The 26,471-nt window shown below is 61.0% G+C and carries 19 protein-coding genes and 1 other RNA gene; 8 read left to right on the top strand and 12 right to left on the bottom strand.

All coding sequences use genetic code 11. From position 1 onward, the window contains the following. The first annotated feature begins 77 nt into the window (after positions 1–77). Both fnr and EQV97_RS23755 read left to right on the top strand, forming a co-directional pair. Positions 78–812 carry a fumarate/nitrate reduction transcriptional regulator Fnr gene (gene fnr, locus EQV97_RS23760; protein WP_045060279.1) on the top strand — a complete coding sequence of 245 codons (735 nt, stop codon included), beginning with the start codon at positions 78–80 and terminating at the stop codon, positions 810–812. A 79-nt stretch (positions 813–891) separates the two neighbouring features. Then, entirely contained in the window at positions 892–1,440 is a 549-nt protein-coding gene (locus tag EQV97_RS23755; RefSeq protein ID WP_045060280.1) for an adenine phosphoribosyltransferase, read from the top strand. Positions 1,441–1,689: 249 nt separating this feature from the next. Here EQV97_RS23755 and EQV97_RS23750 read toward each other — a convergent pair whose 3' ends face one another. The 5 genes from EQV97_RS23750 to dnaX all read right to left on the bottom strand — a co-directional run bounded on the left by EQV97_RS23750 (position 1,690) and on the right by dnaX (position 7,449). Beyond that, the gene (locus EQV97_RS23750; protein ID WP_240890176.1) at positions 1,690–2,838 is read right to left on the bottom strand and encodes an acyl-CoA dehydrogenase family protein; all 1,149 of its coding nucleotides are present in this window, start codon (positions 2,836–2,838) and stop codon (positions 1,690–1,692) included. A gap of 100 nt (positions 2,839–2,938) precedes the next feature. After that, positions 2,939–3,541: a recombination mediator RecR gene (gene recR / locus EQV97_RS23745; protein WP_045060282.1), complete on the bottom strand. Its 603-nt coding sequence runs from the start codon at positions 3,539–3,541 to the stop codon at positions 2,939–2,941. A gap of 65 nt (positions 3,542–3,606) precedes the next feature. Continuing rightward, positions 3,607–4,641 (bottom strand): NADP-dependent oxidoreductase, encoded by a 1,035-nt coding sequence (locus EQV97_RS23740; protein ID WP_225569175.1) that lies wholly within the window; start codon positions 4,639–4,641, stop codon positions 3,607–3,609. A gap of 306 nt (positions 4,642–4,947) precedes the next feature. Next, positions 4,948–5,286 carry a YbaB/EbfC family nucleoid-associated protein gene (locus EQV97_RS23735; protein ID WP_028621409.1) on the bottom strand — a complete coding sequence of 113 codons (339 nt, stop codon included), beginning with the start codon at positions 5,284–5,286 and terminating at the stop codon, positions 4,948–4,950. A 66-nt stretch (positions 5,287–5,352) separates the two neighbouring features. Beyond that, positions 5,353–7,449, bottom strand: a complete 2,097-nt coding sequence (gene dnaX, locus EQV97_RS23730) for a DNA polymerase III subunit gamma/tau (RefSeq protein ID WP_240890175.1) — start codon at positions 7,447–7,449, stop codon at positions 5,353–5,355. 146 nt (positions 7,450–7,595) lie between these two features. Here dnaX and EQV97_RS23725 point away from each other — a divergent pair, with 146 nt between their 5' ends. Further along, positions 7,596–8,333 (top strand): transporter substrate-binding domain-containing protein, encoded by a 738-nt coding sequence (locus EQV97_RS23725; RefSeq protein WP_122838110.1) that lies wholly within the window; start codon positions 7,596–7,598, stop codon positions 8,331–8,333. Positions 8,334–8,344: 11 nt separating this feature from the next. Here the strand turns inward: EQV97_RS23725 and EQV97_RS23720 are convergent, their stop codons facing one another. Continuing rightward, positions 8,345–9,214, bottom strand: coding sequence for a LysR family transcriptional regulator (locus tag EQV97_RS23720; protein ID WP_240890174.1), 870 nt, complete (start codon positions 9,212–9,214; stop codon positions 8,345–8,347). Positions 9,215–9,362: 148 nt separating this feature from the next. Here EQV97_RS23720 and EQV97_RS23715 point away from each other — a divergent pair, with 148 nt between their 5' ends. Continuing rightward, a complete protein-coding gene (locus tag EQV97_RS23715; RefSeq protein ID WP_240890210.1) occupies positions 9,363–10,130 on the top strand; it encodes a TSUP family transporter in 768 nt (255 codons plus the stop codon). Positions 10,131–10,282: 152 nt separating this feature from the next. Here the strand turns inward: EQV97_RS23715 and ffs are convergent. From ffs to EQV97_RS23685, 6 genes are all read right to left on the bottom strand, one after another. Continuing rightward, positions 10,283–10,379: signal recognition particle sRNA small type (gene ffs / locus EQV97_RS23710), an RNA gene on the bottom strand. A gap of 169 nt (positions 10,380–10,548) precedes the next feature. After that, the gene (locus tag EQV97_RS23705; RefSeq protein ID WP_122838109.1) at positions 10,549–11,715 is read right to left on the bottom strand and encodes a putative zinc-binding metallopeptidase; all 1,167 of its coding nucleotides are present in this window, start codon (positions 11,713–11,715) and stop codon (positions 10,549–10,551) included. A 195-nt stretch (positions 11,716–11,910) separates the two neighbouring features. Beyond that, positions 11,911–14,268 (bottom strand): NAD-dependent DNA ligase LigA, encoded by a 2,358-nt coding sequence (gene ligA / locus EQV97_RS23700; RefSeq protein ID WP_122838108.1) that lies wholly within the window; start codon positions 14,266–14,268, stop codon positions 11,911–11,913. 154 nt (positions 14,269–14,422) lie between these two features. Beyond that, on the bottom strand, positions 14,423–15,277 hold the full coding sequence (gene zipA / locus EQV97_RS23695) for a cell division protein ZipA (RefSeq protein ID WP_194690491.1): 855 nt from the start codon (positions 15,275–15,277) through the stop codon (positions 14,423–14,425). 256 nt (positions 15,278–15,533) lie between these two features. After that, complete coding sequence (gene smc, locus EQV97_RS23690; protein ID WP_240890173.1) at positions 15,534–19,022, bottom strand: chromosome segregation protein SMC; 3,489 nt, start codon at positions 19,020–19,022, stop codon at positions 15,534–15,536. 2 nt (positions 19,023–19,024) lie between these two features. Continuing rightward, a complete protein-coding gene (locus EQV97_RS23685; protein ID WP_045060291.1) occupies positions 19,025–19,684 on the bottom strand; it encodes a GntR family transcriptional regulator in 660 nt (219 codons plus the stop codon). A 302-nt stretch (positions 19,685–19,986) separates the two neighbouring features. Between EQV97_RS23685 and xdhA the strand changes: the two genes are divergently transcribed. From xdhA to guaD, 4 genes are all read left to right on the top strand, one after another. Continuing rightward, the gene (xdhA, locus tag EQV97_RS23680; RefSeq protein ID WP_240890172.1) at positions 19,987–21,441 is read left to right on the top strand and encodes a xanthine dehydrogenase small subunit; all 1,455 of its coding nucleotides are present in this window, start codon (positions 19,987–19,989) and stop codon (positions 21,439–21,441) included. Continuing rightward, positions 21,434–23,833, top strand: a complete 2,400-nt coding sequence (gene xdhB, locus EQV97_RS23675) for a xanthine dehydrogenase molybdopterin binding subunit (RefSeq protein ID WP_122838105.1) — start codon at positions 21,434–21,436, stop codon at positions 23,831–23,833. The genes xdhA and xdhB overlap by 8 nt, the downstream gene beginning before the upstream one ends. A gap of 415 nt (positions 23,834–24,248) precedes the next feature. Continuing rightward, positions 24,249–25,094 carry a xanthine dehydrogenase accessory protein XdhC gene (gene xdhC / locus EQV97_RS23670; protein ID WP_240890171.1) on the top strand — a complete coding sequence of 282 codons (846 nt, stop codon included), beginning with the start codon at positions 24,249–24,251 and terminating at the stop codon, positions 25,092–25,094. A 9-nt stretch (positions 25,095–25,103) separates the two neighbouring features. Continuing rightward, on the top strand, positions 25,104–26,408 hold the full coding sequence (gene guaD, locus EQV97_RS23665; protein ID WP_122838104.1) for a guanine deaminase: 1,305 nt from the start codon (positions 25,104–25,106) through the stop codon (positions 26,406–26,408). Positions 26,409–26,471 lie beyond the last annotated feature (63 nt).

The raw sequence follows: 26,471 nt of genomic DNA, 5'->3' as shown, positions 1-26,471 counted from the left end.
GCCGCGTGCTGGTCGGATAGTCCTCTGGTGGGTTACCCTTACGTCTTATGTGTGTTTTTCCCACAAGGATTGAAGAAATGTCCGAGCCAGTCAAACTGCGCGCTCATGGTCAGGCCCACTGCAAGGATTGCAGCCTGGCCCCGCTGTGCCTTCCACTTTCGCTGAATCTGGAAGACATGGATGCGCTGGACGACATCGTCAAACGTGGCCGCCCGCTGAAAAAGGGCGAGTTCCTGTTCCGCCAGGGCGACACGTTCGATTCCGTTTATGCAGTACGCTCCGGCGCCCTGAAGACGTTCAGCCTCAGTGATGGTGGCGAAGAGCAGCTGACCGGCTTCCACCTGCCGAGCGAACTGGTCGGCCTGTCGGGCATGGACACTGAAAAGCACCCGGTTTCCGCGCAAGCCATGGAAACCACCTCGGTGTGCGAGATTCCGTTCGAGCGCCTGGACGAACTGGCCGTGCAATTGCCGCAATTGCGCCGCCAGTTGATGCGCGTGATGAGCCGCGAGATCCGCGACGACCAGCAGATGATGTTGCTGTTGTCGAAGAAGACCGCCGACGAGCGCATCGCCACGTTCCTGGTTAACCTCTCGGCCCGCTTCCGCGCCCGGGGCTTCTCGGCCAACCAGTTCCGCCTGAGCATGTCGCGCAATGAAATCGGCAACTACCTGGGCCTGGCAGTGGAAACCGTATCCAGGGTGTTCACGCGCTTCCAGCAGAACGAACTGATTGCGGCTGAAGGCAAGGAAATCCACATCCTCGATCCGATTCAGCTGTGCGCCCTGGCCGGCGGTTCCCTGGAAGGCTGATCACGGCAACGGCGGTTGAGCGCAACGCTTCAGCCGCCGTTATACTGTGACGTTTGCAGCCTGCCAGGACACCTCGACGATGGTCTTCGACTCCTTCGACATCAAATCCCTGATCCGCCCAGTGATCGACTTTCCAAAGCCGGGCGTGATCTTTCGCGACATCACCCCGTTGTTCCAATCGCCCACGGCCCTGCGCCTGGTGATGGACAGCTTTGCCCACCGTTATGTCGAAGCCGACTTCACGCACATCGGTGCGATGGACGCTCGCGGCTTCCTGATTGGCTCGGTGTTGGCCTATCAGTTGAACAAGCCGCTGGTGCTGTTTCGCAAGCAAGGCAAATTGCCGGCTGATGTGCTGGCCGAGGGTTATGCCACCGAATATGGCGAAGCGTTCCTGGAAGTGCACGCCGACAGCCTGTGCGAGGGTGACTCGGTGGTGATGTTTGATGACCTGATTGCCACTGGCGGGACGTTGATTGCAGCGGCCAACCTGATCCGGCGCATGGGTGCGCGGGTGCATGAAGCGGCGGCGATTATTGATTTGCCGGAGCTGGGTGGGTCGCAGAAGCTGGAAGATATGGGAATACCGACTTTTTGCCTGACGCAGTTTGCGTTGACTGATAAGTAAGTCGCCTGTTCCGACGCCATCGCGGGCAAGCCCGCTCCCACAGGGTTCTCTGTCATGCACATGATTTGTGTACGGCGAGGATCTTTGTGGGAGCTGGCTTGCCAGCGATGGCGTCAGTCGCCATACCGCCAACCTCACAGCCCCATGTGCTCTCACAGGGTTCTTTGACCTGCACAAGATTTGTATACCGCGCGGATCTTTGTGGGAGCTGGCTTGCCAGCGATGGCGTCAGTCGCCATACCGCCAACCTCAAAGCCCCATCTGCTTGCTGATAATCTCGTTCATCACCTCCCGAGTCCCCCCGCCGATCGACAAGATCCGGTTATCCCGATACAGCCGCTCCACCAAACTCTCGCGCATATACCCCAGCCCGCCAAGTATCTGCACCGCATCGCTAGTAATACGATCTGCCGTATCCGTGGCAAAATTCTTCGCCATGGAAATCTCCTTGATCACACCCTGCCCCGCCGCCATTTTCGCCGCCTGACGGTAGGTGAATTCCCGGGAAACCTCCAACGCAGTGGCCATCTCGGCCAGGCGATGCTTGAGCACCTGGAACTTGCCGATGGGCTTGCCGAACGCCTCGCGCTGACGTGCCCATTTCAGGCTTTCCTCCAACGCCAGCTGGGCGGTCATGTTGGCCATCAAGGCCAGGGCCAGGCGCTCGCTCTGGAAGTTACCCATGATGCAGGCGAACCCCATGTTTTCGCCGCCGATCAGATTGCCTGCAGGTACGCGGCAATCATCGAAGAACAGTTCGGCGGTGTCCGACGCCCACCAGCCCATTTTCTTCAACTGGCGGCCGACGGTAAAACCGGGGGTACCCTTCTCGATCAGCAGCAGGCTGACGCCGCCGAAGCCGGGCTCACCGGTGCGCACGGCGACGGTGTAGAAATCTGCGCGAACGCCACTGGTGATGTAGGTTTTGCTGCCGTTGACCCGATAGACATCGCCCTCGCGGACGGCGCGGGTTTGCAGGTTGGCGACGTCCGAGCCGCCGCTCGGCTCGGTCACCGCCAGGGCGCTGATCTTCTCGCCGCTGAGCACCTGGGGCACAACACGATCGCGGACTTCTGGCCTGGCCCATTTCAGAATGGGTGGCAGGCCGATGTCCAGTGAACCCAGACCGGCAACCAGACCACCGGAGCCGCAGCGCATCAGCTCTTCACTGGCGGCGACCTTGGCGAACAGATCACCTTCGTGTGAGCCGCCGAAAGCTTCGGGGTAACCGATGCCCAGGATCCCGGCCTGGCCGGCCTTCAGATAGAGCTCACGGGGGAAGCTTTCGGCTTCTTCCCATTGGTCGATGTCCGGCAGGATTTCACGCTCGACGAATCGTCTGACGCTGTCGCGGACCAGTTGGTGGCTGGGATCGAAGTATTCCTGGAAGGCAGGCATCGGCGAACTCCACTGAAGGTCCAGTGAAGTTAACCGAGCGCTTGCTTGGTTTTCAACCAAAACATGTAGGAGCGAGCTCGCGATGGCGTCATCGCGGAGGTTACAGAGCGATCGGCTTGCGCCCCGCGAAGGAATGCGCCAGCGTCCCGCCATCCACCAACTCAAGCTCGCCACCCAGGGGAACGCCATGGGCAATGCGCGAGGCGATCAGGCCTTTGTTGTTGAGCAGCTGGGCGATGTAATGCGCCGTGGCTTCACCTTCCACCGTGGGGTTGGTCGCCAGGATCACCTCGGTAAAGGTGCCCGCCTCTTCAATTCGTGCCAGCAGTTGCGGAATGCCAATGGCCTCAGGCCCCAGGCCGTCCAGGGGCGACAGGTGGCCCTTGAGCACGAAGTAACGCCCGCGAAACCCGGTCTGCTCCACGGCGTAGACATCCATCGGGCCTTCCACCACGCACAGCAGGGTGTCGTCGCGGCGAGTGTCGGCGCACTGCGGGCACAGGTCGTCCTCGGTCAGCGTGCGGCACAACCGGCAGTGACCGACGCCTTCCATGGCCTGGCTCAGCGCCGATGCCAGGCGCGAGCCACCGCTGCGATCACGCTCGAGCAACTGCAACGCCATGCGCTGTGCGGTTTTCTGGCCAACACCCGGCAAGGTTCGCAGGGCATCGATCAGTTGGCGAATCAAAGGGCTGAAGCTCATGGGCAGACGTCCGACAAATCAACGAGACGCGGTTTATACCCGCGCCTCTCTTTAGCGTCAATTGCTCAGTCCTGAGCGACCCGCACCACCAGTTTGCCGAAGTTGCGCCCTTCGAGCAGGCCGATGAACGCTTCAGGGGCATTCTCCAGGCCGTCGACCACGTCCTCGCGGAACTTCACCTTGCCATCGCGCACCCACGGCGCCATGGCGCTGATGAATTCCGGCTGGCGATCACCGTAGTCATCGAACACGATAAAGCCCTGGATGCGCACGCGCTTGGTCAGCAGGGTGCGTTGCAGTTGCGGCAGGCGATCCGGACCGGTCGGTGCTTCGTGGGCGTTGTACCCGGCGATCAGGCCACACAGCGGAATACGCGCCTTGGCGTTGAGCAGCGGCAACACCGCATCGAAGACCTTGCCGCCGACGTTTTCGTAGTAGATGTCCACGCCCTTGGGGCACGCCAATGCCAGGTCCTCGGCGAAACTCGGGCTCTTGTGATCGATGCAGGCGTCAAAACCCAGTTCCTCGACCACGTACCGGCACTTGTCTGCGCCGCCTGCCACACCCACCACCCGCAGGCCCTTGATCTTCGCCACCTGGCCGACCACCGAGCCCACTGCGCCCGATGCAGCAGCGACCACCAGGGTCTCGCCGGCCTGTGGCTGGCCGATGTCCATCAAGCCCATGTAGGCGGTCATGCCCGGCATGCCGAGCACGCCCAGGGCCATCGACGGGCTTGGGAGGCCGGAGGGCACCGGGATGACGTTGCGCCCGTCGCTGATGCTATGGCTCTGCCAGCCCGTTGCGCCGACCACCAGGTCGCCTTCGTGGAACTTCGGATTAAGCGAACGCACCACTCGACTGACAGCGCCACCGGTCATGACCTCGTCGATTTCAACCGGAGCGGCGTAGGAAGGTGCGTCACTCATGCGCCCGCGCATGTAGGGGTCCAGCGACAGGTAGAGGGTCTGCAGCAGAATCTGACCGTCGGCCAGGTCGGGCAATGCCTCGCGCTCCAGGCGAAAATTCTCTGGGGTCGGCGCGCCTACAGGGCGAGAGGCCAGGACGATACGTTGGTTGAGGGTCAATGCATCTGGCATGTGAGCTTCTCCTTGATCGTTAAATGGGGGGTATAGGGAGCAGACCTTTTTGGCGGTGGGGCGTTCGATGTTTCGTCAGGTGGACCGAGTTGACTGCTTCGCGGGCAAGCCCGCTCCCACAGGCCTACCTCTATCCTGTGGGAGCAAGGCTTGCCCGCGATGAACGGGAGCACGCCTCAATCCCTGTGGGAGCGGGCTTGCCCGCGAAGGCGGCGGGCCGGTCGCACATGAGCAACCGGCAGAAACAAAAATGCCAAGCTCAACGCCTGGCATTTTTTTGTAGCTCAACCGACGCGCTTTGGCGAATCAGAATGGCAGTTTCATACCCGGTGGCAGTTGCATGCCAGCGGTCATGCCGGACATCTTGTCCTGGCTGTTGGCTTCGATCTTGCGCACGGCGTCGTTGACGGCGGCGGCGAATACGGCTTCGAGCATCTCGCGATCATCTTCGCTCAGGCCTTCAACCATGCTTGGGTCGATGCTCACGCGCTTGACGTCGTGACGACCGGTCATCACCACGGTGACCATATCGCCGCCGGCCTTACCGGTGACTTCGGCGTTGGCCAGTTCTTCCTGCATCTTGGCCATTTTTTCCTGCATCTGCTGTGCCTGCTTCATCAGGCCGGCCATGCCACCTTTCATCATGGGAATCACCTCAAAGTACTTGGATTAAAACGGCGCCCGGCACCTGTGGCCGAACGCCTTCAGTTATTAGCCCTGACTGGCCAGGGCTTCGACAGGTTCAATAGTATCGTTACGGATCACTGCACCGAACTGCTGCATCATTTGCTGGATGAACGGATCACCATGGATCGATTCCTCCGCCTCGCGCTGACGGTTGACCCGACGCCGGGACGCGGCCTGGGCCGGGGTTTCCTGTTCGGGCTTGATCAGCTCCATGCTCAGGGTCAGCGTGCGCCCGTGGTACTGGTTCAGCGCGTCGTTGAGGCGACGCTGCTGGGTGGCGTTGAACAGGGCGCTGTGGGCCGGGTCCAGGTGCATCAACCAGTTGTCGCCTTCGACGGAGATCAGCGTGCAGTTGGCAGCGATGCTCCCGGTCATGCCGGAGATCGGCAGTTTCGGGAACAGCTCCAGCCATTGCAAGGCCAAGCCGGTGGCGGGCATGGCAGCCGGCTCGGGTTCTGGCTCGGGCGCAGGCTCGGCAGCGTGTTCACTGGCCAGCTCATCCAGGTAGCTGTAGGCCGAGTCGATGTCCGGCTCGATGTAATCCTCGTCCAGCGGCGGCTCGTCGTCCAGGTCAGTGCCCGGGGTGGCGGCATCGACTTCTGCCACGGACGGCTCGGGAATCGGCGCGGCGGCCCACTCCGGCGCATCCGGCACCACGCTGTCTGGCGTGGGCAGCGGCATCGGCGGTAATTCGGGCTGCTCGCCAGCAGTCTCGAGCATCGGCTCGACGGCGGGCTGCAGCACGGCCTCGGGCTCGACCGGGTCGTTCCATGGCAGGTCGACCACCTCCTCGATGGCGACCGGCTCCACCACTGGCTCTGGCGCCGCAACCGGCGCAACCGGCGCAGCTGGCTGAGGCGCTGGAACGGGTGCTGGAACGGGTGCTGGAGCAACAACGGGTGCAGCAACAACAGGTGCAACTGCCGTAGCGACTACCGGCGCAACAACCGGCGCGGCAGCCACTGAATTTGCGGAATCAACTGTGGCCTGGCTGATCCCCACTGGCTTTAGCGGCTGCCTCGGGGCGTCCGCCGTATCGGCCGGCCTGAACGCAAGCATGCGCAACAGGACCATTTCGAACCCGCCTCGCGGGTCCGGTGCCAGCGGCAGGTCACGGCGCCCGATCAGGCCCATCTGGTAATAGAACTGCACGTCTTCGGCCGGCAGCGCCTGGGCCAGGGCCAGCACCCGGTCGCGGTCGCCATGGCCATTGTCGACACCCTCAGGCAGCGCCTGGGCGATGGCGACACGGTGCAATACGTTGAGAATTTCCGAGAGCACGCCATTCCAGTCCGGGCCCTGCTCCGCCAGGTGCCGCACGCCTTCGAGCAGCGCCCTGGCATCGCCTTCGATCAGCGCATGCAGCACGTCGTAGACCTGGCCGTGATCGAGTGTGCCGAGCATCGCTCGCACGTCGGCAGCCATCACCTTGCCCTCACCGAAGGCAATGGCCTGGTCGGTGAGGCTCATGGCATCGCGCATCGAACCGTCGGCGGCGCGGCCCAGCAACCACAGGGCATCGTCTTCGAACGGCACGTTCTCGACACCCAGTACATGGGTCAGGTGCTCGACCACGCGCTCGGGGGTCATGTTCTTCAGGGAGAACTGCAGGCACCGCGAAAGAATCGTTGCAGGGAGTTTCTGCGGATCAGTGGTGGCCAGGATGAACTTGACGTAGGGCGGCGGTTCTTCGAGGGTTTTGAGCAGCGCATTAAAGGAATGGCTGGAGAGCATGTGCACTTCGTCGATCAGGTAGACCTTGAAGCGCCCACGGCTCGGGGCGTATTGCACGTTGTCGAGCAGTTCGCGGGTGTCCTCGACCTTGGTCCGGCTCGCGGCGTCGATCTCGATCAGGTCGACGAAGCGCCCCTCATCGATCTCCCGGCACACCGAACACTCGCCGCAGGGCGTGGAGGTGATGCCCGTTTCACAGTTCAGGCACTTGGCAATGATCCGCGCGATGGTGGTCTTGCCGACCCCGCGCGTGCCGGTGAACAGGTAGGCGTGATGCAGCCGCTGGCTGTCCAAGGCATTGATCAGAGCCTTGAGCACATGGGTCTGGCCGACCATTTCGCGGAACGAGCGCGGACGCCATTTACGTGCAAGAACCTGATAACTCATCGAAAACCGTCGCCACGAAGGAACACAAGCGGCTAATGCTAGCGGAGCAAGGCCAAAATTGCATCCGATGCCTCGTCTAATCTGGCTAAGATGCATGGGAGGGGGGAGCTTTCAACGGCTCAGGTTTCAGACGTACCGGAGCTTTTATGCGGTTGGCCTTGGGGGCATTGTTGTTCGTGAGCTTGTCCGGCACGGCCGCAGAGGCGCCGCTGCGCTTCGTGGTGCCCGACAGCTGGACCATGCCGATGGTGCAGTTTGAGCACGGTCGCCCGACCCAGGGCATCCTGTATGACGTGATGCTCAGCCTGGCGACCCAGGTGGGCGTGCCTGCGGAATTTCACGTACTGCCCCGGGCGCGGGTGCAGAGCGCCATGGAGCATGGCGAGATCGATGTGCGCTGTTATGCCGCGCAGTCCTGGCTGCCCAATCAGTCCGGCGACTATATCTGGAGCATTCCGCTTTGGGTTCAGCCCGATGTGCTGCTGAGCCGCCCTGACCCGCTGACTTCCGCCGACCCGGCCCATCTGACGCGCCAGTCGATCGGCACGGTGCGCGGCTACATCTACCCGACCCTGCAACCGCTGTTCGATGCCGACAAGCTCGACCGCGAAGACGCGCGCAACCAGGAACAGGTACTGGAAAAACTGCTGGCAGGACGCTATCGCTACGCAGTGAGCAACCAGTGGACGATGGACTGGTTTAACCAGCGCTTGCTGCCGGAGCAACAGTTGCAAAGTGTTGCTGTGCTGCAGGAGCAGCGGGTGGGGTGTTATGTACGTAATGACCCCAAGGTGCCAGTGCAACGCATCCTGCGCACCTTGTTGCGGATGAAAATGTCCGGTGAGATCGATGACATCATTCGGCTGTATATCGGCAAGCCCTGAGATGCGGTCTCTCAGGCTCGCTTGAACTCATCCTTCAGCAAATCTGCAAACGCATCGCGCGCGCGATGCGCCGTTGAGTGCCTGTTCCATATGAAATAATTCTGGACCGGCATCAGGTCGGCAAAGGTCTGCCCGTCTATATCCCCGATCATCCTGAACTGCTCAAAAACGCCCCTTGGCACAAGGGAGACGCCTGCTCCAGAGCTCACACAACCGAGGATAGTGCCGTAGCTCGCTATGCTGGTGATGGCAGCAGGTACTCGATGCTCACCGAGCCAACTCGCGAGCGCTGTTCGGTAAGGACATCCTTCGGGCCACATGAATACAGCCTTGCCCCTCAAATCCTGCGGGGTGTGGATTTTTCCGAGGTGGGGTGAAGCGATTAACACCAGCTCCTCTTTATAGATTTCCACGTGCTCTATATCCGGATGCTGATTTTTGACCGCAATCACCGCACCGTCCAGTTTATAAGCGAGGACGTCATTCATCAGCCGCGACCATACCCCTGTGCTGAATTGCATCTGCACAGCGGGATGATGTTGATGAAACCTGGATAACAGTTTGGGCAACCTGCCGGTGGCGGAAGACTCTATCGCGCCAATGTTCAATACCCCTGACGGCTCAGCCCCAGGATCCAGCGCTCCGCGAGCCTCCTGGCACAACGAAAGGATTTTATTTGCATAGCCAAGAAACAACTTCCCGGAGGGGCTGATCACCAGCCCCCTGCCCTGCCTGATAAAAAGCGATACGCCCAACTCTTGTTCCAACAACTTTATTCTGTTTGTTATGTTTGACGGAACACAATGTAACAACTCGGACGCCCGAACGATACTGCCTTGCTCAGCGACCACCTTGAACATGTTCAGCTGCGACAGCTCCATTTACATATCGCTCATTTTAAGTGAATGCTTGAATCACTATAAAGCACTTGTTGCGCACTCCTCAAGCAATTAGTGTGCGGGCCTGGCCTGCTTCTAATGCTCTTCCATTTAATAGAAGCCCATGGCCGCATTAATCACTGGATACCTGATGGACGTCGAGCAAGTTTTAATCGCGCTAGGTTTTTTTGCTTTTTGTGGCGGCTTGATTGACGCTGCGGTTGGCGGAGGTGGACTGGTCCAGGTGCCGGCACTGATACACGCGCTACCCGGCCATAGTCTTGCCACAGTCTTTGGAACCAACAAACTGGCTGTCTTGGCCGGCAACCTCTGTTCCATATCCACTTACGTGAAGAGAATTAGAATTGTATGGAAGCTCATACTTCCAACCATGATTTCAGCATTTATATTCGCTTACCTTGGCGCGCTATCGGTTTCTCTCATTCCGAAAAAGTTTATGGAATATGCAGTTTTTATCATCTTGGTGGCAATGGCGATCTATACCTTTATCAAAAAGGACTTAGGCCGATTCAGCACTGACATACAATGCGGGAGAAGAGAACTCCTGCTTGGTGTATTTTTCGGAGGTTTAATCGGCTTTTATGATGGCGCCTTCGGGCCGGGCAGCGGCAGCCTGCTTCTTTTTGTTTTTGTGAAGTTTTTCGGGTTTGATTTTTTAAATGCTTCAGCTTCGGCAAAACTGGTTAACCTGGGAACATTCAGCGCCGCACTGCTGTTTTTTATTCCATCGGGCAACATTTTATGGGCTGTCGGTGGAGTCGTTGGCCTGTGCAATATCGCAGGCTCGCTCACCGGGGCATTTCTAGCCCTGCGCTATGGCAGCGGATTTATTCGAGTATTTTTTCTGATTCTACTGCTGTTCCTCATCGCGAGGATGGGACTGTCGATATCAGGTTAATCGCTATTTTCGAAGCGCAGAAATTTACAAAAATCACTGCAAGCACGCTTGCCCGTCAGAGTTCACCGCTGAGGTGATCTGGACGCTGGCGCATTTTGAGGTTTTTGACTGGAGCATCGTTGCAGGCGCAACGACTTGGATATAGGTGGTAACCCCATCAGCCACACCCCGGCACACAATGTTCCCGCTGTGGCTGCTTCCTTCCGGATCTGACCAGGTTCACGGGTAATCGTTGCGGGGGGACCGATGGGGTCACCATAACGACACTCACCTGTCGGCGAGCCGCGCCATTGTACCTATCTGAGACGAAGTTACAACCGTTCGACAGGATAAAAAAATATGAGTCCGGTCAATGACATGCGTTGGCCCTTAAAGATCGTCCGAACGCGGCCCGAGCCTTCGGCAGCACCAGCCGGAATTATGCTTGCGCCAATACCTCATCCGCCCTGCCACCCTCCTCCTGGATCACAAGGTGGATGAAGTGCAGCTTGGCGATCACCGCTGGTGGCAGGACGAAGGGGTAGAAATCCGGCTGGCCCATGCTGCGTGACAGTTCGTTGAGCATGCCGGCGAGTTCGATCCAGGCGTTGACGAAGGACAGGAACGCCGGGCCACCGGGATGCTGGGGGTCGTAGAGGGTGTCGAGCGGAAATGGCTGGTAGTCGAAATCCATCTCCCGCGCGCTCATGCCAAACCCCAATGCGGTGTCCACGGCGTCCATCATGTGCAGGTAGTGCGCCCAGGTTTCGGCCCAGTCTTCCCAGGGGTGCATGGTGGCGTAGGCGCTGACGCAGTGTTGCTGCCAGTCCAGGGGGGCGCCCTGCTGGTAATGGCGATCGAGCGCCTCGGCGTAGCTGGCGCGATCGTCGCCGAACAGATTGCGAAACGGCTCCAGCCAGTGGCTGTTGGCGATCAGGCGGTCCCAGTAGTAATGACCGACCTCGTGGCGGAAGTGCCCGAGCAGCGTGCGGTAAGGTTCGTGCATCTGCACCCGGATTTTTTCCCGATGGGCGTCGTCGGCTTCCTTGATGTCCAGGGTGATCAGGCCGTTGGCGTGCCCGGTGGTGGGCGCCTGCCCTTCGAGATCGACGCCGATGAAGTCGAATGCCAGACCGGTGTCTTCGTCGACTGTCTTGGGAATCACCTGCAACCCCAGGCTGACCAGTTGCGCCACCAGACGGCGCTTGGCCGTCTCGACCTTGCGCCAGCGTTCGTGATTCTCGGTGATGGTCAGGTCCGGGATGGTGTGGTTGAGGCTGCAGGCCATGCACAGGGCGTTGTGGTCATCGGCCGGCAGCAGCCAGTTGCAGGCGGCTGGGGAGTCGAGGTTGGCGCAACGGCGCAGCAGCCCTGCCTCGGGCTCGGCGTCGAGCAGCCAGGTGTCGGGCTGCGGGCCGGGTTGCAGGGAGGACAGGCGGCTTTTTTCCGGCTGATAGCCCAGCATTGCCGAGCAGGCCAGGCACTGGCTGTTACTGAAGAACAGCGACTGCCCGCAGCGGCACTGCCAGACCTTGCTGTTGCGGGACGTCTCGCTGATAAAAGGCGCGGCGATGCGGGAACTGAGCTGTTCGAAGAAGCGGTACATGGCGATCTCTCCCTGGGGCTGGCCAAGACTAGATCATTGGGGCCGGGATATCGTTCCCGGAGTTTGTTGGGTGGATCAAAAGATCGTCCGATCGCGGCCCGAGCCTTCCGGCAGCTCCAACGGGGGTGGTGTGAGCGCCCTGTAGGAGCTGCCGCAGGCTCGGGCCGCGATCGGACGATCTGTTGATCCTGTTTGTCAGATCGGGACGCCGTGGTCTTTCAGGAACCCGACAAACGCCTCTTCGTCCAGCACCTTGAGCCCCAGCTCGTTGGCCTTGGCCAGTTTCGAACCCGCACCCGGTCCTGCCACCACGCAATGGGTCTTGGCCGATACCGAGCCTGCGACCTTGGCGCCCAGGCTTTCCAGCTTGTCCTTGGCCACATCGCGGCTCATCAGTTCCAGCGAACCGGTCAGGACCCAGGTTTGCCCGGCCAGCGGCAAGCCTTCGACGACTTTTTTCTCGCTCAGCCAGTGCATGCCGAACTCGTTCAACTGCGCCTCGGCCTTCAACGCGCGCTGGCGATTGTCTTCAATAGCGAAAAACTCCCGCACCGCGTTCGCCTGCTTTTCCGGCAAGGCCTGGCGCATGTCCAGCCAGTCGGCATTCATCACCGCTTCCAGCGAGCCGAACTTGTCGGCCAGCTTCTGTGCGCCGCCCGGGCCCACCGAGGGGATGTGCAGCTTGTCGAGGAACCCGCCCAGGGTGGTGCTGGCGGAGAATTCGGCGCCCAGTTCGCCCTGGTCCTGAATCTCCAGGCCGTGCTTGAGCAATTCGGCGATGACCTGGCGGTTGTGCGCGTCCTCGAAGAAGCTGTGGATCTCGTGTGCCACTTCCAGGCCGACGTCCGGCAGGTACGTCAGCACTTGCGGCAAGGCTTGCTGCACGCGCTCCAGGGAACCCAGGGAGCGAGCCAGGACCTTGGCCGTCTCTTCGCCGACATCGGGAATGCCGAGGGCGTAGATGAAACGTGCCAGGCTCGGCTTCTTGCTGTCTTCGATGGCGCTGAGGAGTTTTTTGCTCGACAGCTCGGCAAAGCCTTCGAGGTCGACGATGTCCTCGAACTTGAGGGCATACAGATCTGCCGGCGAGCTCACCAGCCCTTCGTCGACCAACTGTTCGACGCTCTTGTCGCCCAGGCCTTCGATGTCCATGGCACGGCGCGAGACGAAGTGGATGATCGCCTGCTTGAGCTGTGCGCCACAGGCCAGGCGACCGACGCAGCGATACACCGCGCCCTCACTGACCGTCTCGCGGCCCTTGCTGCGCTTGACCAGCTGGGTGCGCTCGACGTGCGAGCCACACACCGGGCATTGCTCGGGAATCTGCACCGCCCGGGCGTTTTCGGGGCGGCGCTCGGTGACGACTTGCACCACCTGCGGGATCACGTCGCCCGCGCGGCGGATAATCACGGTATCGCCGATCATCAGCCCCAGTCGCGCGACTTCGTCCATGTTGTGCAAGGTCGCATTGGCCACGGTCACACCCGCGACCTTGACCGGTTTCAAGCGCGCCACCGGGGTGACCGCGCCGGTGCGTCCGACCTGGAACTCGACGTCGAGCAGTTCCGTGAGCTCTTCCATCGCCGGGAATTTGTGCGCGATGGCCCAGCGCGGCTCGCGCGCACGGAAGCCCAACTCACGCTGGGAGGCGATGCTGTTGACCTTGAATACCACGCCGTCGATTTCGTAAGCCAGGCTGTTGCGACGTTCACCGATGTCGCGGTAGTAATCCAGGCATTCGTCGATACCGTGGGCCAGCTTCAGCTCGCGGCTGATTGGCATGCCCCACTGTTGCAGCTGCTTGAGGTTGCCGATGTGGGTGTCGGCGATGTCGGCCGAGACCTGGCCGATGCCATAACAGCAGAATTCCAAAGGACGGTTGGCGGTGATCTTCGAATCCAGCTGGCGCAAGCTGCCAGCGGCGGCATTGCGCGGGTTGGCGAAGGTCTTGCCGCCGACTTCCAGCTGAGTGGCGTTGAGCCGCTCGAAGCCGGCTTTGGACATGAACACTTCGCCACGGACTTCCAGGGTCGCCGGCCAGCCGCTGCCTTGCAGCTTGAGCGGGATGTTGCGCACGGTGCGCACGTTGACGCTGATGTCTTCACCGGTCGTACCGTCGCCACGCGTCGCGCCACGCACCAGTACGCCATCCTGATACAACAGGCTGACCGCCAGACCATCGAGCTTGGGCTCACAGCTGTATTCAACCGCCGCACCGCCGCCCAGCAGGTCACCGACCGGCAGATCCAGACCTTCGGTGACCCGACGATCAAACTCACGCATGTCGGTTTCTTCAAAGGCGTTACCGAGGCTGAGCATCGGCACTTCATGACGCACCTGGGTGAACGCCGACAATGCCGCGCTGCCAACGCGCTGGGTGGGCGAGTCGCTGGTGACCAGTTCCGGATGCGCGGCTTCAAGGGCCTTGAGCTCGTGGAACAGGCGATCGTACTCCGCGTCCGGAATGCTCGGCTCATCCATCACGTGATAGCGATAGTTGTGCTGATCGAGCTCGGTGCGCAGCTCTAGAATGCGGGTTTTGGCGGCGGTCATGGGTGTTCTCTCATAAAGCAAAAGAGCAGCCTAGGCTGCTCAATCTTATCTGGATCAAGAGATCGCAGCCTCGTTTTACTCGACAGCTCCTACAGAAAATAACGCGGTCCCTGTAGGAGCTGTCGAGTAAAACGAGGCTGCGATCTTTTTGCCTCTATCGTTTCTGAGTCAGCGCACGACGTTCAAATTCCACGATGCGCTGACGGTAATGCTCGATCGTCTGGGCGGTCAGCACGCTGCGCTGGTCGTCTTTCAATTCGCCGTTCAATTCCTGGGACAGCTTGCGCGCCGCCGCCACCATCACTTCGAAGGCCTGCTTCGGATGACGCGGGCCTGGCAGGCCGAGGAAGAAGCTCACCGCCGGCGTGCTGAAGTGGTCGATATCGTCCAGGTCAAACACCCCCGGCTTCACGGCGTTGGCCATGGAGAACAACACTTCACCGTTGCCAGCCATGCTTTCGTGGCGGTGGAAGATGTCCATTTCGCCGAAGCGCAGGCCGCTTTCCAGAATGTTCTGCAGCAGCGCCGGGCCTTTGAAGCCGGCCGCGTCACGGCAGATCACGCTGATTACCAGCACTTCCTCGGCTTGCGGCTGATCCCGCTCGCTGCTGGCGTGCGCCGGCTTGGTGTCGTCCGGGAAATCGTCGTCACGGCTGCTGAAGCTCGGGCCGCCGTCCAGGTCGAGGTTGAGGTTCAGGTCGCCCTGGGACGGCTCGCCATGGCCACGCTTGCCACGCTTGGCACCCGATTCACGGGCGTCACGGGCCGGCATGCTCACCGACGGCAGATCATGCTCGTCCAGCTGCGGTTCCTTATGGGTGTCCAGGACGCGGGGCGGGCCCAACAGCTCGGCGCTGGTGTCCTCGTCCGGCAGATTGGATAAATTTCGGTCAAGACGGAATTTCAGTTTTCCCTTGCCGCCGCGCATACGGCGCCAGCCATCAAAAAGAATACCGGCAATGACAATGATGCCGATGACGATCAGCCACTCGCGCAGACCGATTTCCATGTAATCCCGTGCCTCTATAAAAAATGCTGAAAAATAAGGGGTTTACAACTCGCAAACCGCTTTAAAACGTGGCGCCAACTCTATGTTCTGACAGGCGTTTTGCCCACGTATACGAAAAATTGATATTAAACTAGCACGACCAAAGGCAACTTTACACCGTCTGTCTTCCCGCCCAGTGCGAATATGTCAAATTAGCTGTAGGACAACGCCCTCAAACACGTCATTCGCACCTGTAGTCCCTTCCTGCAAATGCGCCTCAGGCATCCACCATCGCCATCGCTTCCTCGACATCCACCGCCACCAGCCTGGAGCAGCCCGGCTCGTGCATCGTCACCCCCATCAGTTGATCGGCCATTTCCATGGCGATCTTGTTGTGGGTGATGTAGATGAACTGCACCGTCTGCGACATTTCCTTGACCAGTCGGGCGTAGCGTCCAACGTTAGCGTCATCCAGTGGAGCGTCAACCTCATCGAGCATGCAGAACGGCGCCGGATTCAACTTGAAGATCGCAAAAACCAGGGCCAGTGCAGTCAGGGCTTTTTCACCGCCGGAGAGCAAATGGATGGTGCTGTTCTTCTTTCCGGGCGGCTGCGCCATGATCGTCACCCCTGTATCGAGTAGATCTTCGCCCGTCAGTTCCAAATAGGCGCGCCCTCCACCGAAAACTTTTGGGAAAAGTGCCTGTAATCCGCCATTGATCTGATCAAAGGTATCTTTGAAGCGGTTACGGGTTTCCTTGTCGATCTTGCGAATGACGTTTTCGAGGGTGTCCAGCGCTTCCACCAGATCGTCGTTCTGCGCATCCAGATAACGTTTGCGCTCGGACTGTTGCGTGTACTCGTCGATGGCTGCGAGGTTGATCGCGCCCAGGCGTTGAATGCGCGCGGCAATGCGCTCGAGCTCTTCCTCGGCGTCCTTCTCGCTGGCCTCGGCCGTGAGGGTGGCGAGCACGCCGTGCAGGTCGTAGCCATCCTCCAGCAGTTGGTCCTGCAAGGAGGTGCGGCGCACGGTCAGGGCCTGCCATTCCATGCGCTGGGTTTCCAGCTGGCTGCGAATCAGCTGCGACTGCTGCTCGGCCTGGCTGCGGCGTTTTTCCGCGTCGCGCAATTCGCGGTCGGCATCTTCCAGGGCGATCTGCGCGGTCTTGAGTTCCTCGTCGACGGTCATGCGCTTGTCGAGCAGTTCTTCGAGCTTTAGGCGCAGCTCTTCCAGCGGTGCCTCGCCCTCCTCCAGATTGAGGCTCAGTTGCTCGCGCTTCTCGGTCAGGCGCTCGGACTGCATCTCCAGGCGCTCCAGGGCCTGGCGCGTGGAATCGTGTTGCGCCTTGAGCGAACCGAGGCGCACGGCCAGCTGGTGCGCGTGATCCTTGTGCTGGCGGGCTTCCTGGCGCACTCGATCGAGGCGCTCGCGCAGGCTGTCCCGTTGCGCCAGCAGCAACTCGCGCTGCTCGGTATCGAGCGCCATGCTGTCGAGGGCTTCCTGCAACTGCAGGCGCGCCTCGCCGATGTTTTCGTGTTCCAGGGCGCGCTGTTCGGCAAGCTCGGTGAGTTCTTCGTCGAGCCGGGTGCGACGCAATGACAGCTGCTCGGCCTTGGCTTTGCCGGCGGACAACTGGGCTTTTAATTCGCCTTGCTGGCGCGCTTCGTCCTGCAACAGGCGACGCAAATGTTCGCGGCCGTTCTCCTGCTGCCGCTGTTGCGCCCGCAGATTCTGCAGTTGGGTTTCCAGGGTCTCGACGGTGGCTTCGCGCTCTTCGCGCTCAAGGCCAAGGTTGTGGATTTCCTGGCCCCGCGCCAGCACACCGCTCTCGGCTTCGCTGGCCCGGCGCACCCGCAGGAAATGCCGGCCGACCCAGTAACCGTCGCGACTGATCAGGCTTTCGCCGGCGCTCAACTGGCCGCGCAGCGCCAGGGCCTGTTCGAGGCTGTCGACCGGCTTGACCTGCCCCAGCCAGGGTGCCAGGTCTATTTGCGCCTCGACCTTGTCCAGCAGGCTGCCGGGCACGCGCAGGCCATCGCTGGCCGGGCTCAGCAGGCGCAGGTCGCCCTGGGCGAAACCGGCCAGGTCGTAGTCGCTGAAATCATCCACCAGCACGGCTTGCAGGTCGGCACCCAGTACGGTCTCTACCGCCAGCTCCCAGCCTGCTTCAACCTTGAGGCCTTCGGCCAGGCGCGGGCGATCGGCCAGATGCTGTTCACGCAACCATTCGGCGGTGCCGGTACCCGGATCGAGCGCGGCCTGCTGCAGGGCTTCCAGGGACGCCAGGCGACCGTTGAGCCGCTGCAGATCACCCTGGGCCTGCTGCTGCGCCGACAGCGCCTGCTGCAGCTCCTGGCGCAACTGCTCCAGGCGTTCGACCTGGGCTTCTTCGCTGGCCTGCAAGTCTTCCAGGGTCGCCTCGCTGGCCGCCAGCTGTTCGCTGAGCTCCATGATCGCGGCGTCTTCCGGGTCGGCTGAAAGCAACGCGCGCTCTTCACCCAGGCGCTTCTGCCGGTCGGCCAGGCGCTCCATGCTGGTTTCCAGCTGCTGGATGCGCGACTGCTGCACTTCGGCCTGGCGCCGCGGCTCGGCGGCGGTCAGGTTGAACGTGTCCCACTGCTCCTGCCAGCCATGCATGGTGGTTTCGGATTCTTCCAGGGCTGCCGCGGCCTCTTCGGCGGCCGCGCTGGTGACCTCCTGCTCCGGGGTGAGCATGTCCAGCTCTTCGCCGAGGGTCAGCAGCAGCGTGCGGTCGTGCCCCAGGTGCGATTCGGTTTCCAGGCGCGCGCGTTCGGCTTCCTTCAGGTCGTCCTGCAACTGGCGCAGTCGCTGCTGGCCGTGCTGGATGCTCTGCTCGACGCGGGCGATGTCGCCGCCGACGGAATAGAAACGTCCCTGCACCAGGTTGAAGCGTTCGGACAGGTCGTGGTGCCCGTCACGCAAGCGCTCGATGCTCGCATCGGCATTGCGCTGCTCGGCGACCAGCGCCTCGAAGGTGATTTCCTGGGTGCCGATAATGGCTTCGCGCTGCCCCACCTGGTCATTCAATGCCTGCCAGCGCAGGGCCGACAATTGCGCCTTGAGCTGACGCTCCTCGCCCTTGAGTTCCTGGTACTTCTTGGCCGACTCGGCCTGGCGGTGCAGGCGCTCGAGTTGACGGGTGAGCTCTTCGCGCAGGTCGGTCAGGCGCTCGAGGTTTTCGTGGGTGCGACGGATGCGGTTTTCGGTCTCGCGCCGGCGCTCCTTGTACTTGGAGATGCCCGCGGCTTCTTCAATAAAGTTGCGCAGGTCCTCGGGTTTGGACTCGATCAGCTTGGAGATCATCCCCTGCTCGATGATCGAGTAGCTGCGCGGCCCCAAGCCGGTACCGAGGAAGATGTCGGTGATGTCGCGACGCCGGCACTTGGTGCCGTTGAGGTAGTAGGTGGTCTGGCTGTCGCGGGTGACTTTGCGCCGGATGGATATTTCCGCATAGGCGGCGTATTCGCCCAGCAAGGTGCCGTCGGAGTTGTCGAACACCAGTTCGATGCTGGCCTGGCTGACGGGTTTGCGGCTGGTGGAGCCGTTGAAGATGACGTCGGTCATCGACTCGCCGCGCAAATTCTTGGCCGAGCTCTCGCCCATCACCCAGCGTACGGCGTCGATGATGTTCGACTTGCCGCAACCGTTGGGCCCGACCACCGCCGCCATATTGCTCGGGAAGTTGACGGTGGTCGGGTCGACGAAGGATTTGAACCCCGCCAGCTTGATGCACTTGAGCCGCACGCTTAAGCGTCCGTCAGGGCGGAAACCACCAGATCGCTGCTGCGCTGGGCGTAGGCCGTCAGCACCGTGCGGATCAGCGGGAAGTCCCGGGCCAATACAGCAGCGAGCAGGCGTTCGAACAGTTCCAGGAACTCGCTCATCGACGCTTTGCGTTGGTCCAGGGCAAGGAAATAGGCGCGGCTCATGGCCGGCTGCAGGTTCTCGACGGTTTCCTGCAGATACGGGTTGTTGGCGAAGGGATACGCCGCGCGCATGACGTTAAAACTGTCATCGACGAAGGTGCGGATGTCCTGGCGCTCGTAGCTGTCGGCCAGGCGCTGCTGGATTTGCACGAACGGCGCCATGTCCGCCTGGACCTGCCAGCCGGTTGCCACGGCATTGCCGAGCAGGATGTACAGCTCGCACATCAGCGTGCACAGGCTCTGCACCTTGTGCGCGGTCAATTCGGTGACGTGCGCGCCCCGCCGCGGCAGGATCGCGATCAGGTGGCGGCGCTCGAGGATCAGCAGCGCCTCGCGGACCGAGCCGCGACTGACATTGAGGGCCAGCGTGACCTTCTGTTCCTGGATCCGCTCCCCGGGCTTCATTTCACCGCGAATGATGCGTTCGGCGAGGTGGTGAGCAATTTGCTCGGCGAGGCTGTCCGGCGCCTTGAACGTCATGATTGTCCTTCAAACTCTTTCGATCTGCACAGGCGGCGCAGTGTAGCGCACATGAGGGGTCATGGCGGAGTGCCCACCCGGCGGTTTTTGGCACGATTCACGCAGGATTGTTAAAAAAGAACCAAACAAAAATCCCGAAACAAACCAGGCGCCCCGCAAGGGTCAATACTGATGGAACGCGCTGTTGATCGCCAAATTGCTATTTCCTGACCTTTAAGTCAGAAAATCATTGACCGAAAAGTCAGACCTGATAAATTCGGTGCAAAGCGGTTAACAACAATAATGAGTCTGCGAGGCCTTCCGTGATCCAGTTTTTACTAAACCAGGAACTCCGTAGTGAGCACGCCCTGGACCCGAACCTGACCGTGCTCAATTATCTGCGCGACCATGTGGGCAAACCCGGCACCAAAGAAGGCTGCGCCAGCGGTGACTGCGGCGCCTGCACGGTGGTGGTCGGCGAACTGCAGACGGACGACGCTGGCCGCGAGCACATTCGTTACCGCAGCCTCAACTCGTGCCTGACGTTCGTCTCGTCCCTGCACGGCAAACAACTGATCAGCGTCGAAGACCTCAAGCACCAGGGCGAGCTGCACAGTGTGCAGAAGGCCATGGTCGAATGCCATGGTTCGCAGTGCGGCTTCTGTACCCCGGGCTTCGTGATGTCATTGTTCGCCCTGCAGAAGAACAGCGATCAACCCGACTCGCACAAGGCCCACGAAGCGCTGGCCGGCAACCTCTGCCGCTGCACCGGCTATCGGCCGATCCTGGAGGCCGCCGAGCAGTCCTGCTGCGGCAAGCCTGCGGACCAGTTCGATGCCCGCGAAGCCGAGACCATTACCCGCCTGAAAGCCATCGCGCCGACCGATATCGGCGAACTCAACAGCGGTGACAAACGCTGCCTGGTGCCGCTGACCGTGGCCGACCTGGCCGACCTCTATGATGCTTATCCACAGGCCCGGCTGCTGGCTGGCGGCACTGACCTGGCGCTGGAAGTCACACAATTCCACCGCACCCTGCCGGTGATGATCTACGTCGGCAACGTCGCGGAGATGAAGCGCATCGAGCGCTTCGACGATCGCCTGGAAATCGGCGCCGCCACCGCCCTGTCGGACTGCTACGAAGCCTTGAAGGCCGAATACCCGGACTTCGGTGAATTGCTGCAGCGCTTCGCTTCATTGCAGATCCGCAACCAGGGCACCCTGGGCGGCAACATTGGTAATGCTTCGCCAATTGGCGACTCGCCGCCGCTGCTGATCGCTTTGGGCGCGCAGATCGTCCTGTGCAAGGGCGAAACCCGCCGCACCCTGGCCCTGGAAGATTATTTCATCGACTACCGCGTGACTGCGCGGCAGGAAAGCGAGTTCATCGAGAAGATCATCATCCCGCGCGCCAGCGCTGAACAGCTGTTCCGCGCCTACAAGGTTTCCAAGCGCCTGGACGATGATATTTCCGCCGTCTGCGCCGCGTTCAACCTGCGCATTGAAAACGGTGTGATCGCCGATGCCCGCGTGGCATTCGGTGGCATGGCGGCGATTCCGAAACGGGCCAGTCACTGCGAAACCGTGTTGCTCGGCGCGCCGTTCAACCACGCCACGGTGGGACGCGCCTGCGCGGCCCTGGCACAGGATTTCACCCCGCTCTCGGACTTCCGCGCCAGCAAGGAATACCGCCTGCTCAGCGCGCAAAACCTGCTGCGCAAATACTTTATCGAACTGCAAACACCGCACATCGAGACTCGGGTGACCGCTTATGTCTAATCATCACGCTGTAGAGAAGACCCAAGCCGAACTGGCTGAACTGTTCGCCAAGGACCTGACCACCGGCGTCGGCCGCAGCGTCAAGCACGACAGCGCCGCCAAGCATGTGTCCGGTGAAGCGCAGTACATCGACGACCGCCTGGAATTTCCCAACCAGCTGCACCTCTATGCGCGACTCTCTGACCGTGCCCACGCGAAAATCATCAGCATTGATACCCGCCCCTGCTATGCCTTCGAAGGCGTGCGCATCGCCATCACCCACGAAGACGTGCCGGGCCTCAAAGACATCGGCCCGTTGATGCCGGGCGATCCCTTGCTGGCCATCGATGACGTGCAGTTCGTCGGCCAGCCGGTGCTGGCCGTGGCGGCGAAGGACCTGGAAACCGCGCGCAAAGCTGCGATGGCGGCGATCATCGAATACGAAGACCTCGAGCCGGTGCTGGACGTGGTAGAGGCCCTGCGCAAGCGCCACTTTGTACTCGACAGTCACACCCATCAACGCGGCGATTCCACCACTGCGCTAGCGACCGCCGAACATCGCATCCAGGGCACGCTGCACATCGGCGGCCAGGAGCACTTTTACCTCGAAACCCAGATCTCCTCGGTGATGCCGACCGAAGACGGCGGGATGATCGTCTACTGCTCGACCCAGAACCCCACCGAAGTGCAGAAACTGGTGGCTGAGGTGCTGGACGTGTCGATGAACAAGATCGTGGTCGACATGCGCCGGATGGGCGGCGGCTTTGGTGGCAAAGAAACCCAGGCGGCGAGCCCTGCGTGCCTGTGCGCGGTGGTCGCCCACCTGACCGGCCAGCCGACCAAAATGCGCCTGCCGCGGGTCGAAGACATGCTGATGACCGGCAAGCGTCACCCGTTTTATGTCGAATACGACGTGGGCTTCGACAGCACCGGGCGCCTGCATGGCATCGCCCTGGAACTGGCCGGCAACTGCGGCTGCTCGCCGGACCTTTCGGCCTCGATTGTCGACCGGGCGATGTTCCATGCCGACAACTCGTATTACCTGGGCGATGCGACCATCAACGGTCATCGCTGCAAGACCAACACCGCCTCCAACACCGCTTACCGTGGTTTCGGCGGCCCGCAAGGGATGGTCGCGATCGAAGAAGTCATGGACGCCATTGCCCGGCACCTGGGCCTCGACCCGCTGGCGGTGCGCAAGGCCAACTACTACGGCAAGACCGAGCGTAACGTCACTCACTACTACCAGACCGTCGAGCACAACATGCTCGAGGAAATGACCGCCGAACTGGAAGAAAGCAGCCAGTACGCCGAACGCCGGGAAGCGATCCGGCGCTACAACGCCAACAGCCCGATCCTGAAAAAAGGCCTGGCGCTGACCCCGGTGAAATTCGGCATTTCCTTCACCGCCAGCTTCCTCAACCAGGCCGGCGCGCTGATCCACATCTACACCGATGGCAGCATCCACCTCAACCATGGCGGCACTGAAATGGGCCAGGGTTTGAACACCAAGGTGGCTCAGGTGGTGGCCGAAGTGTTCCAGGTGGAAATGGACCGGGTGCAGATCACCGCGACCAACACCGACAAGGTGCCGAACACCTCGCCGACCGCCGCTTCCAGTGGTGCCGACCTGAACGGCAAGGCCGCGCAGAACGCTGCCGAGACCATCAAGAAACGCCTGGTGGAATTCGCCGCGCGCCAGTACAAGGTCAGCGAAGAGGACGTGGAGTTTCACAACGGCCACGTGCGGGTACGCGACCATATCCTGACGTTCGAAGCCTTGATCCAGCAGGCGTATTTCGCCCAGGTATCGCTGTCGAGCACCGGGTTCTACAAGACCCCAAAAATCTTCTACGACCGCAGTCAGGCCCGGGGTCGGCCGTTCTACTACTTTGCCTTCGGCGCTGCCTGCTGCGAAGTGATCATCGACACCCTGACCGGTGAGTACAAGATGCTGCGCACCGACATCCTCCACGACGTTGGCGCCTCCCTGAACCCGGCCATCGACATCGGCCAGGTCGAGGGTGGGTTCATCCAGGGCATGGGCTGGCTGACCATGGAAGAACTGGTGTGGAACAACAAGGGCAAGCTGATGACCAACGGCCCGGCCAGCTACAAGATCCCGGCGGTGGCGGACATGCCCCTGGACCTGCGGGTCAAGCTGGTGGAAAACCGCAAGAATCCGGAAGACACGGTGTTCCATTCCAAGGCCGTCGGTGAGCCGCCGTTCATGCTCGGCATCGCGGCCTGGTGTGCGATCAAGGATGCGGTGGCGAGCCTGGGCGATTACAGGCATCAACCGAAAATCGACGCACCGGCGACCCCGGAACGGGTGTTGTGGGGCTGTGAGCAGATGCGGCAGTTGAAGGCGGCGAAAGCGGTTGAAGCAGAGGCCGAGCTGGCTTCGCTTTAAACCGCGGCGCGGCTAATCGCCAGCAGGCTGGCTCCCACAGGATTCTGTACTGGATCCAGATTTTGTGAACACCAGAAAAACTGTGGGAGCTAGCCTGCTAGCGATTTAGCCAGCAGGCTGGCTCAGACAGGATTCTGTACTGAATCCAGATTTTGTGAACAACAGAAAAATCTGTGGGAGCTAGCTTGCTAGCGATTTAGCCAGGAGGCTGGCTCAGACAGGATTCTGTACTGAATCCAGATTTTGTGAACAACAGAAAAACCTGTGGGAGCTAGCCTGCTAGCGATTTAGCCAGCAGGCTGGCTCAGACAGGATTCTGTACTGAATCCAGATTTTGTGAACACCAGAAAAACCTGTGGGAGCTAGCTTGCTAGCGATGACGGTCGAACAGACACCAAAGAGTTTGAGGTGAAACATGTACAACTGGATCGACGCCCTCGCCGACCTGCAACACCAGGGTGAGCCCTGTATGCTGGTCACCATCATCGAAGAACTCGGCTCGACTCCGCGTAACGCTGGCTCGAAAATGGTCATCAGCGCCAACCAGTCCTTCGACACCATCGGTGGCGGGCACCTGGAATACAAGGCCATGCAGATCGCCCGGGAGATGCTCGCCAGCGGCCGGCAGGACACCCACCTGGAGCGCTTCAGCCTGGGCGCCAGCCTGGGCCAGTGCTGCGGCGGCGTGACGGTGTTGCTGTTCGAGCCGATGGGCCAGGTGCAGGCCCAGATCGCCGTGTTCGGTGCCGGCCATGTCGGCCGCGCGCTGGTGCCACTGCTTGCCAGCCTGCCCTGCCGGGTGCGCTGGATCGACTCGCGGGAATCGGAATTCCCCGAGCAGATCCCCCACGGCGTGCGCAAGATCGTCAGCGAAGAGCCTGTGGATGAAATCGATAACCTGCCCGCTGGCAGTTACTGCATCGTCATGACCCACAACCACCAGCTCGACCTTGAACTCACCGCCGCCTTGCTCAAGCGCAACGATTTCACCTACTTCGGCCTGATCGGTTCGAAGACCAAACGGGTGAAATTCGAACACCGCCTGCGCGACCGCGGCTTCGACAGCGCCGTGCTGCAACGCATGCGCTGCCCGATGGGCATTGGCGAAGTCAAAGGCAAACTGCCTGTGGAAATTGCCATCTCCATCGCCGGCGAAATCATCGCCACGTACAACGCCAGTTTCGGCCAGCAGACTGCCAGCGCCGGATCATCGATTGCCAAACTGCTGCCCGCTTCACGTCGCAGCCAAGCCTCCAGTTGAGAAATACACATGCCTTTGACTCGCAAAGCCTACCGCGCCGCCATTTTGCACAGCATCGCCGACCCCGCCGAAGTTGGCATCGAAGCTTCCTATGAGTATTTCGAAGACGGCCTGCTGGTGGTGGACAACGGCCAGATCAGCGCCCTTGGCCACGCCAGCGACCTGCTGCCGACCCTGCCGGCGGACATCGAGATCAACCATTATCAGGACGCCCTGATCACCCCAGGTTTCATCGATACCCACATCCACTTCCCGCAAACCGGCATGGTCGGTGCCTACGGCGAGCAGTTGCTGGACTGGCTTAATACCTACACCTTCCCCTGCGAAAGCCAGTTCGCCGACAAGGCCCACGCCGACGAAGTCGCGGACATTTTCATCAAGGAACTGCTGCGCAACGGCACCACCACCGCCCTGGTATTTGGCAGCGTGCATCCGCAGTCGGTGAACTCGTTCTTCGAAGCCGCCGAGCAGCTGGACCTGCGCATGATCGCCGGCAAAGTGATGATGGACCGCAATGCCCCGGACTACCTGACCGACACTGCCGAATCCAGCTATGTCGAAAGCAAGACGCTGATCGAGCGCTGGCACGGCAAGGGTCGCCTGCACTACGCGGTGACGCCACGCTTTGCACCGACCAGCACCCCGGAGCAACTGACCCTCGCCGGCCAGTTGCTCGGCGAATACCCTGACCTGTACATGCAGACCCACATCAGCGAAAACCTCAAGGAAGTCGAGTGGGTCAAGGAGCTGTTCCCGGAGCGCAAGGGCTACCTCGACGTCTACGACCATTACCAACTGCTGGGCGAGCGTTCGGTGTTCGCTCATGGCGTGCACCTGTGCGACGACGAGTGCGCGCGGCTGGCTGAGACCGGTTCGGCCATCGCCTTCTGCCCGACGTCGAACTTCTTCCTCGGCAGCGGCCTGTTCAACCTGCCGATGGCTGAAAAACACAAGTTGAACGTGGGCCTGGGGACGGACGTTGGCGGCGGCACCAGCTTCTCGCTGTTGCAGACGCTGAACGAGGCTTACAAGGTGATGCAGCTGCAAGGCGCGCGGCTGAGCCCGTTCAAGTCGCTGTACCTGGCCACCTTGGGCGGCGCTCGTGCGCTGCGCCTGGAAGACAAGATCGGCACGCTCAAGCCCGGCACCGACGCCGATTTCCTGGTGCTGGATTACAACGCCACACCGCTGCTGAGCTACCGCTTGAAACAGGCCAACAACATTGCCGAGACGTTGTTTGTGCTGATGACCCTGGGGGATGACCGCACGGTGCTGCAGACATATGCGGCGGGGACTCAGGTGCATCAGCGGTAGAAAATTGCATGCATAAAAAATCCCCCGGCGCTTTTCAGCCCGGGGGATTTTTATTGCCTGTCC

It is taken from the genome of Pseudomonas sp. TMW22090 (assembly GCF_022496665.1).
Lineage (GTDB): Bacteria > Pseudomonadota > Gammaproteobacteria > Pseudomonadales > Pseudomonadaceae > Aquipseudomonas > Aquipseudomonas gregormendelii.
The sequence above is the reverse complement of the archived record's forward strand: the minus strand, read 5'-3'. Positions and strand labels throughout refer to the sequence as shown.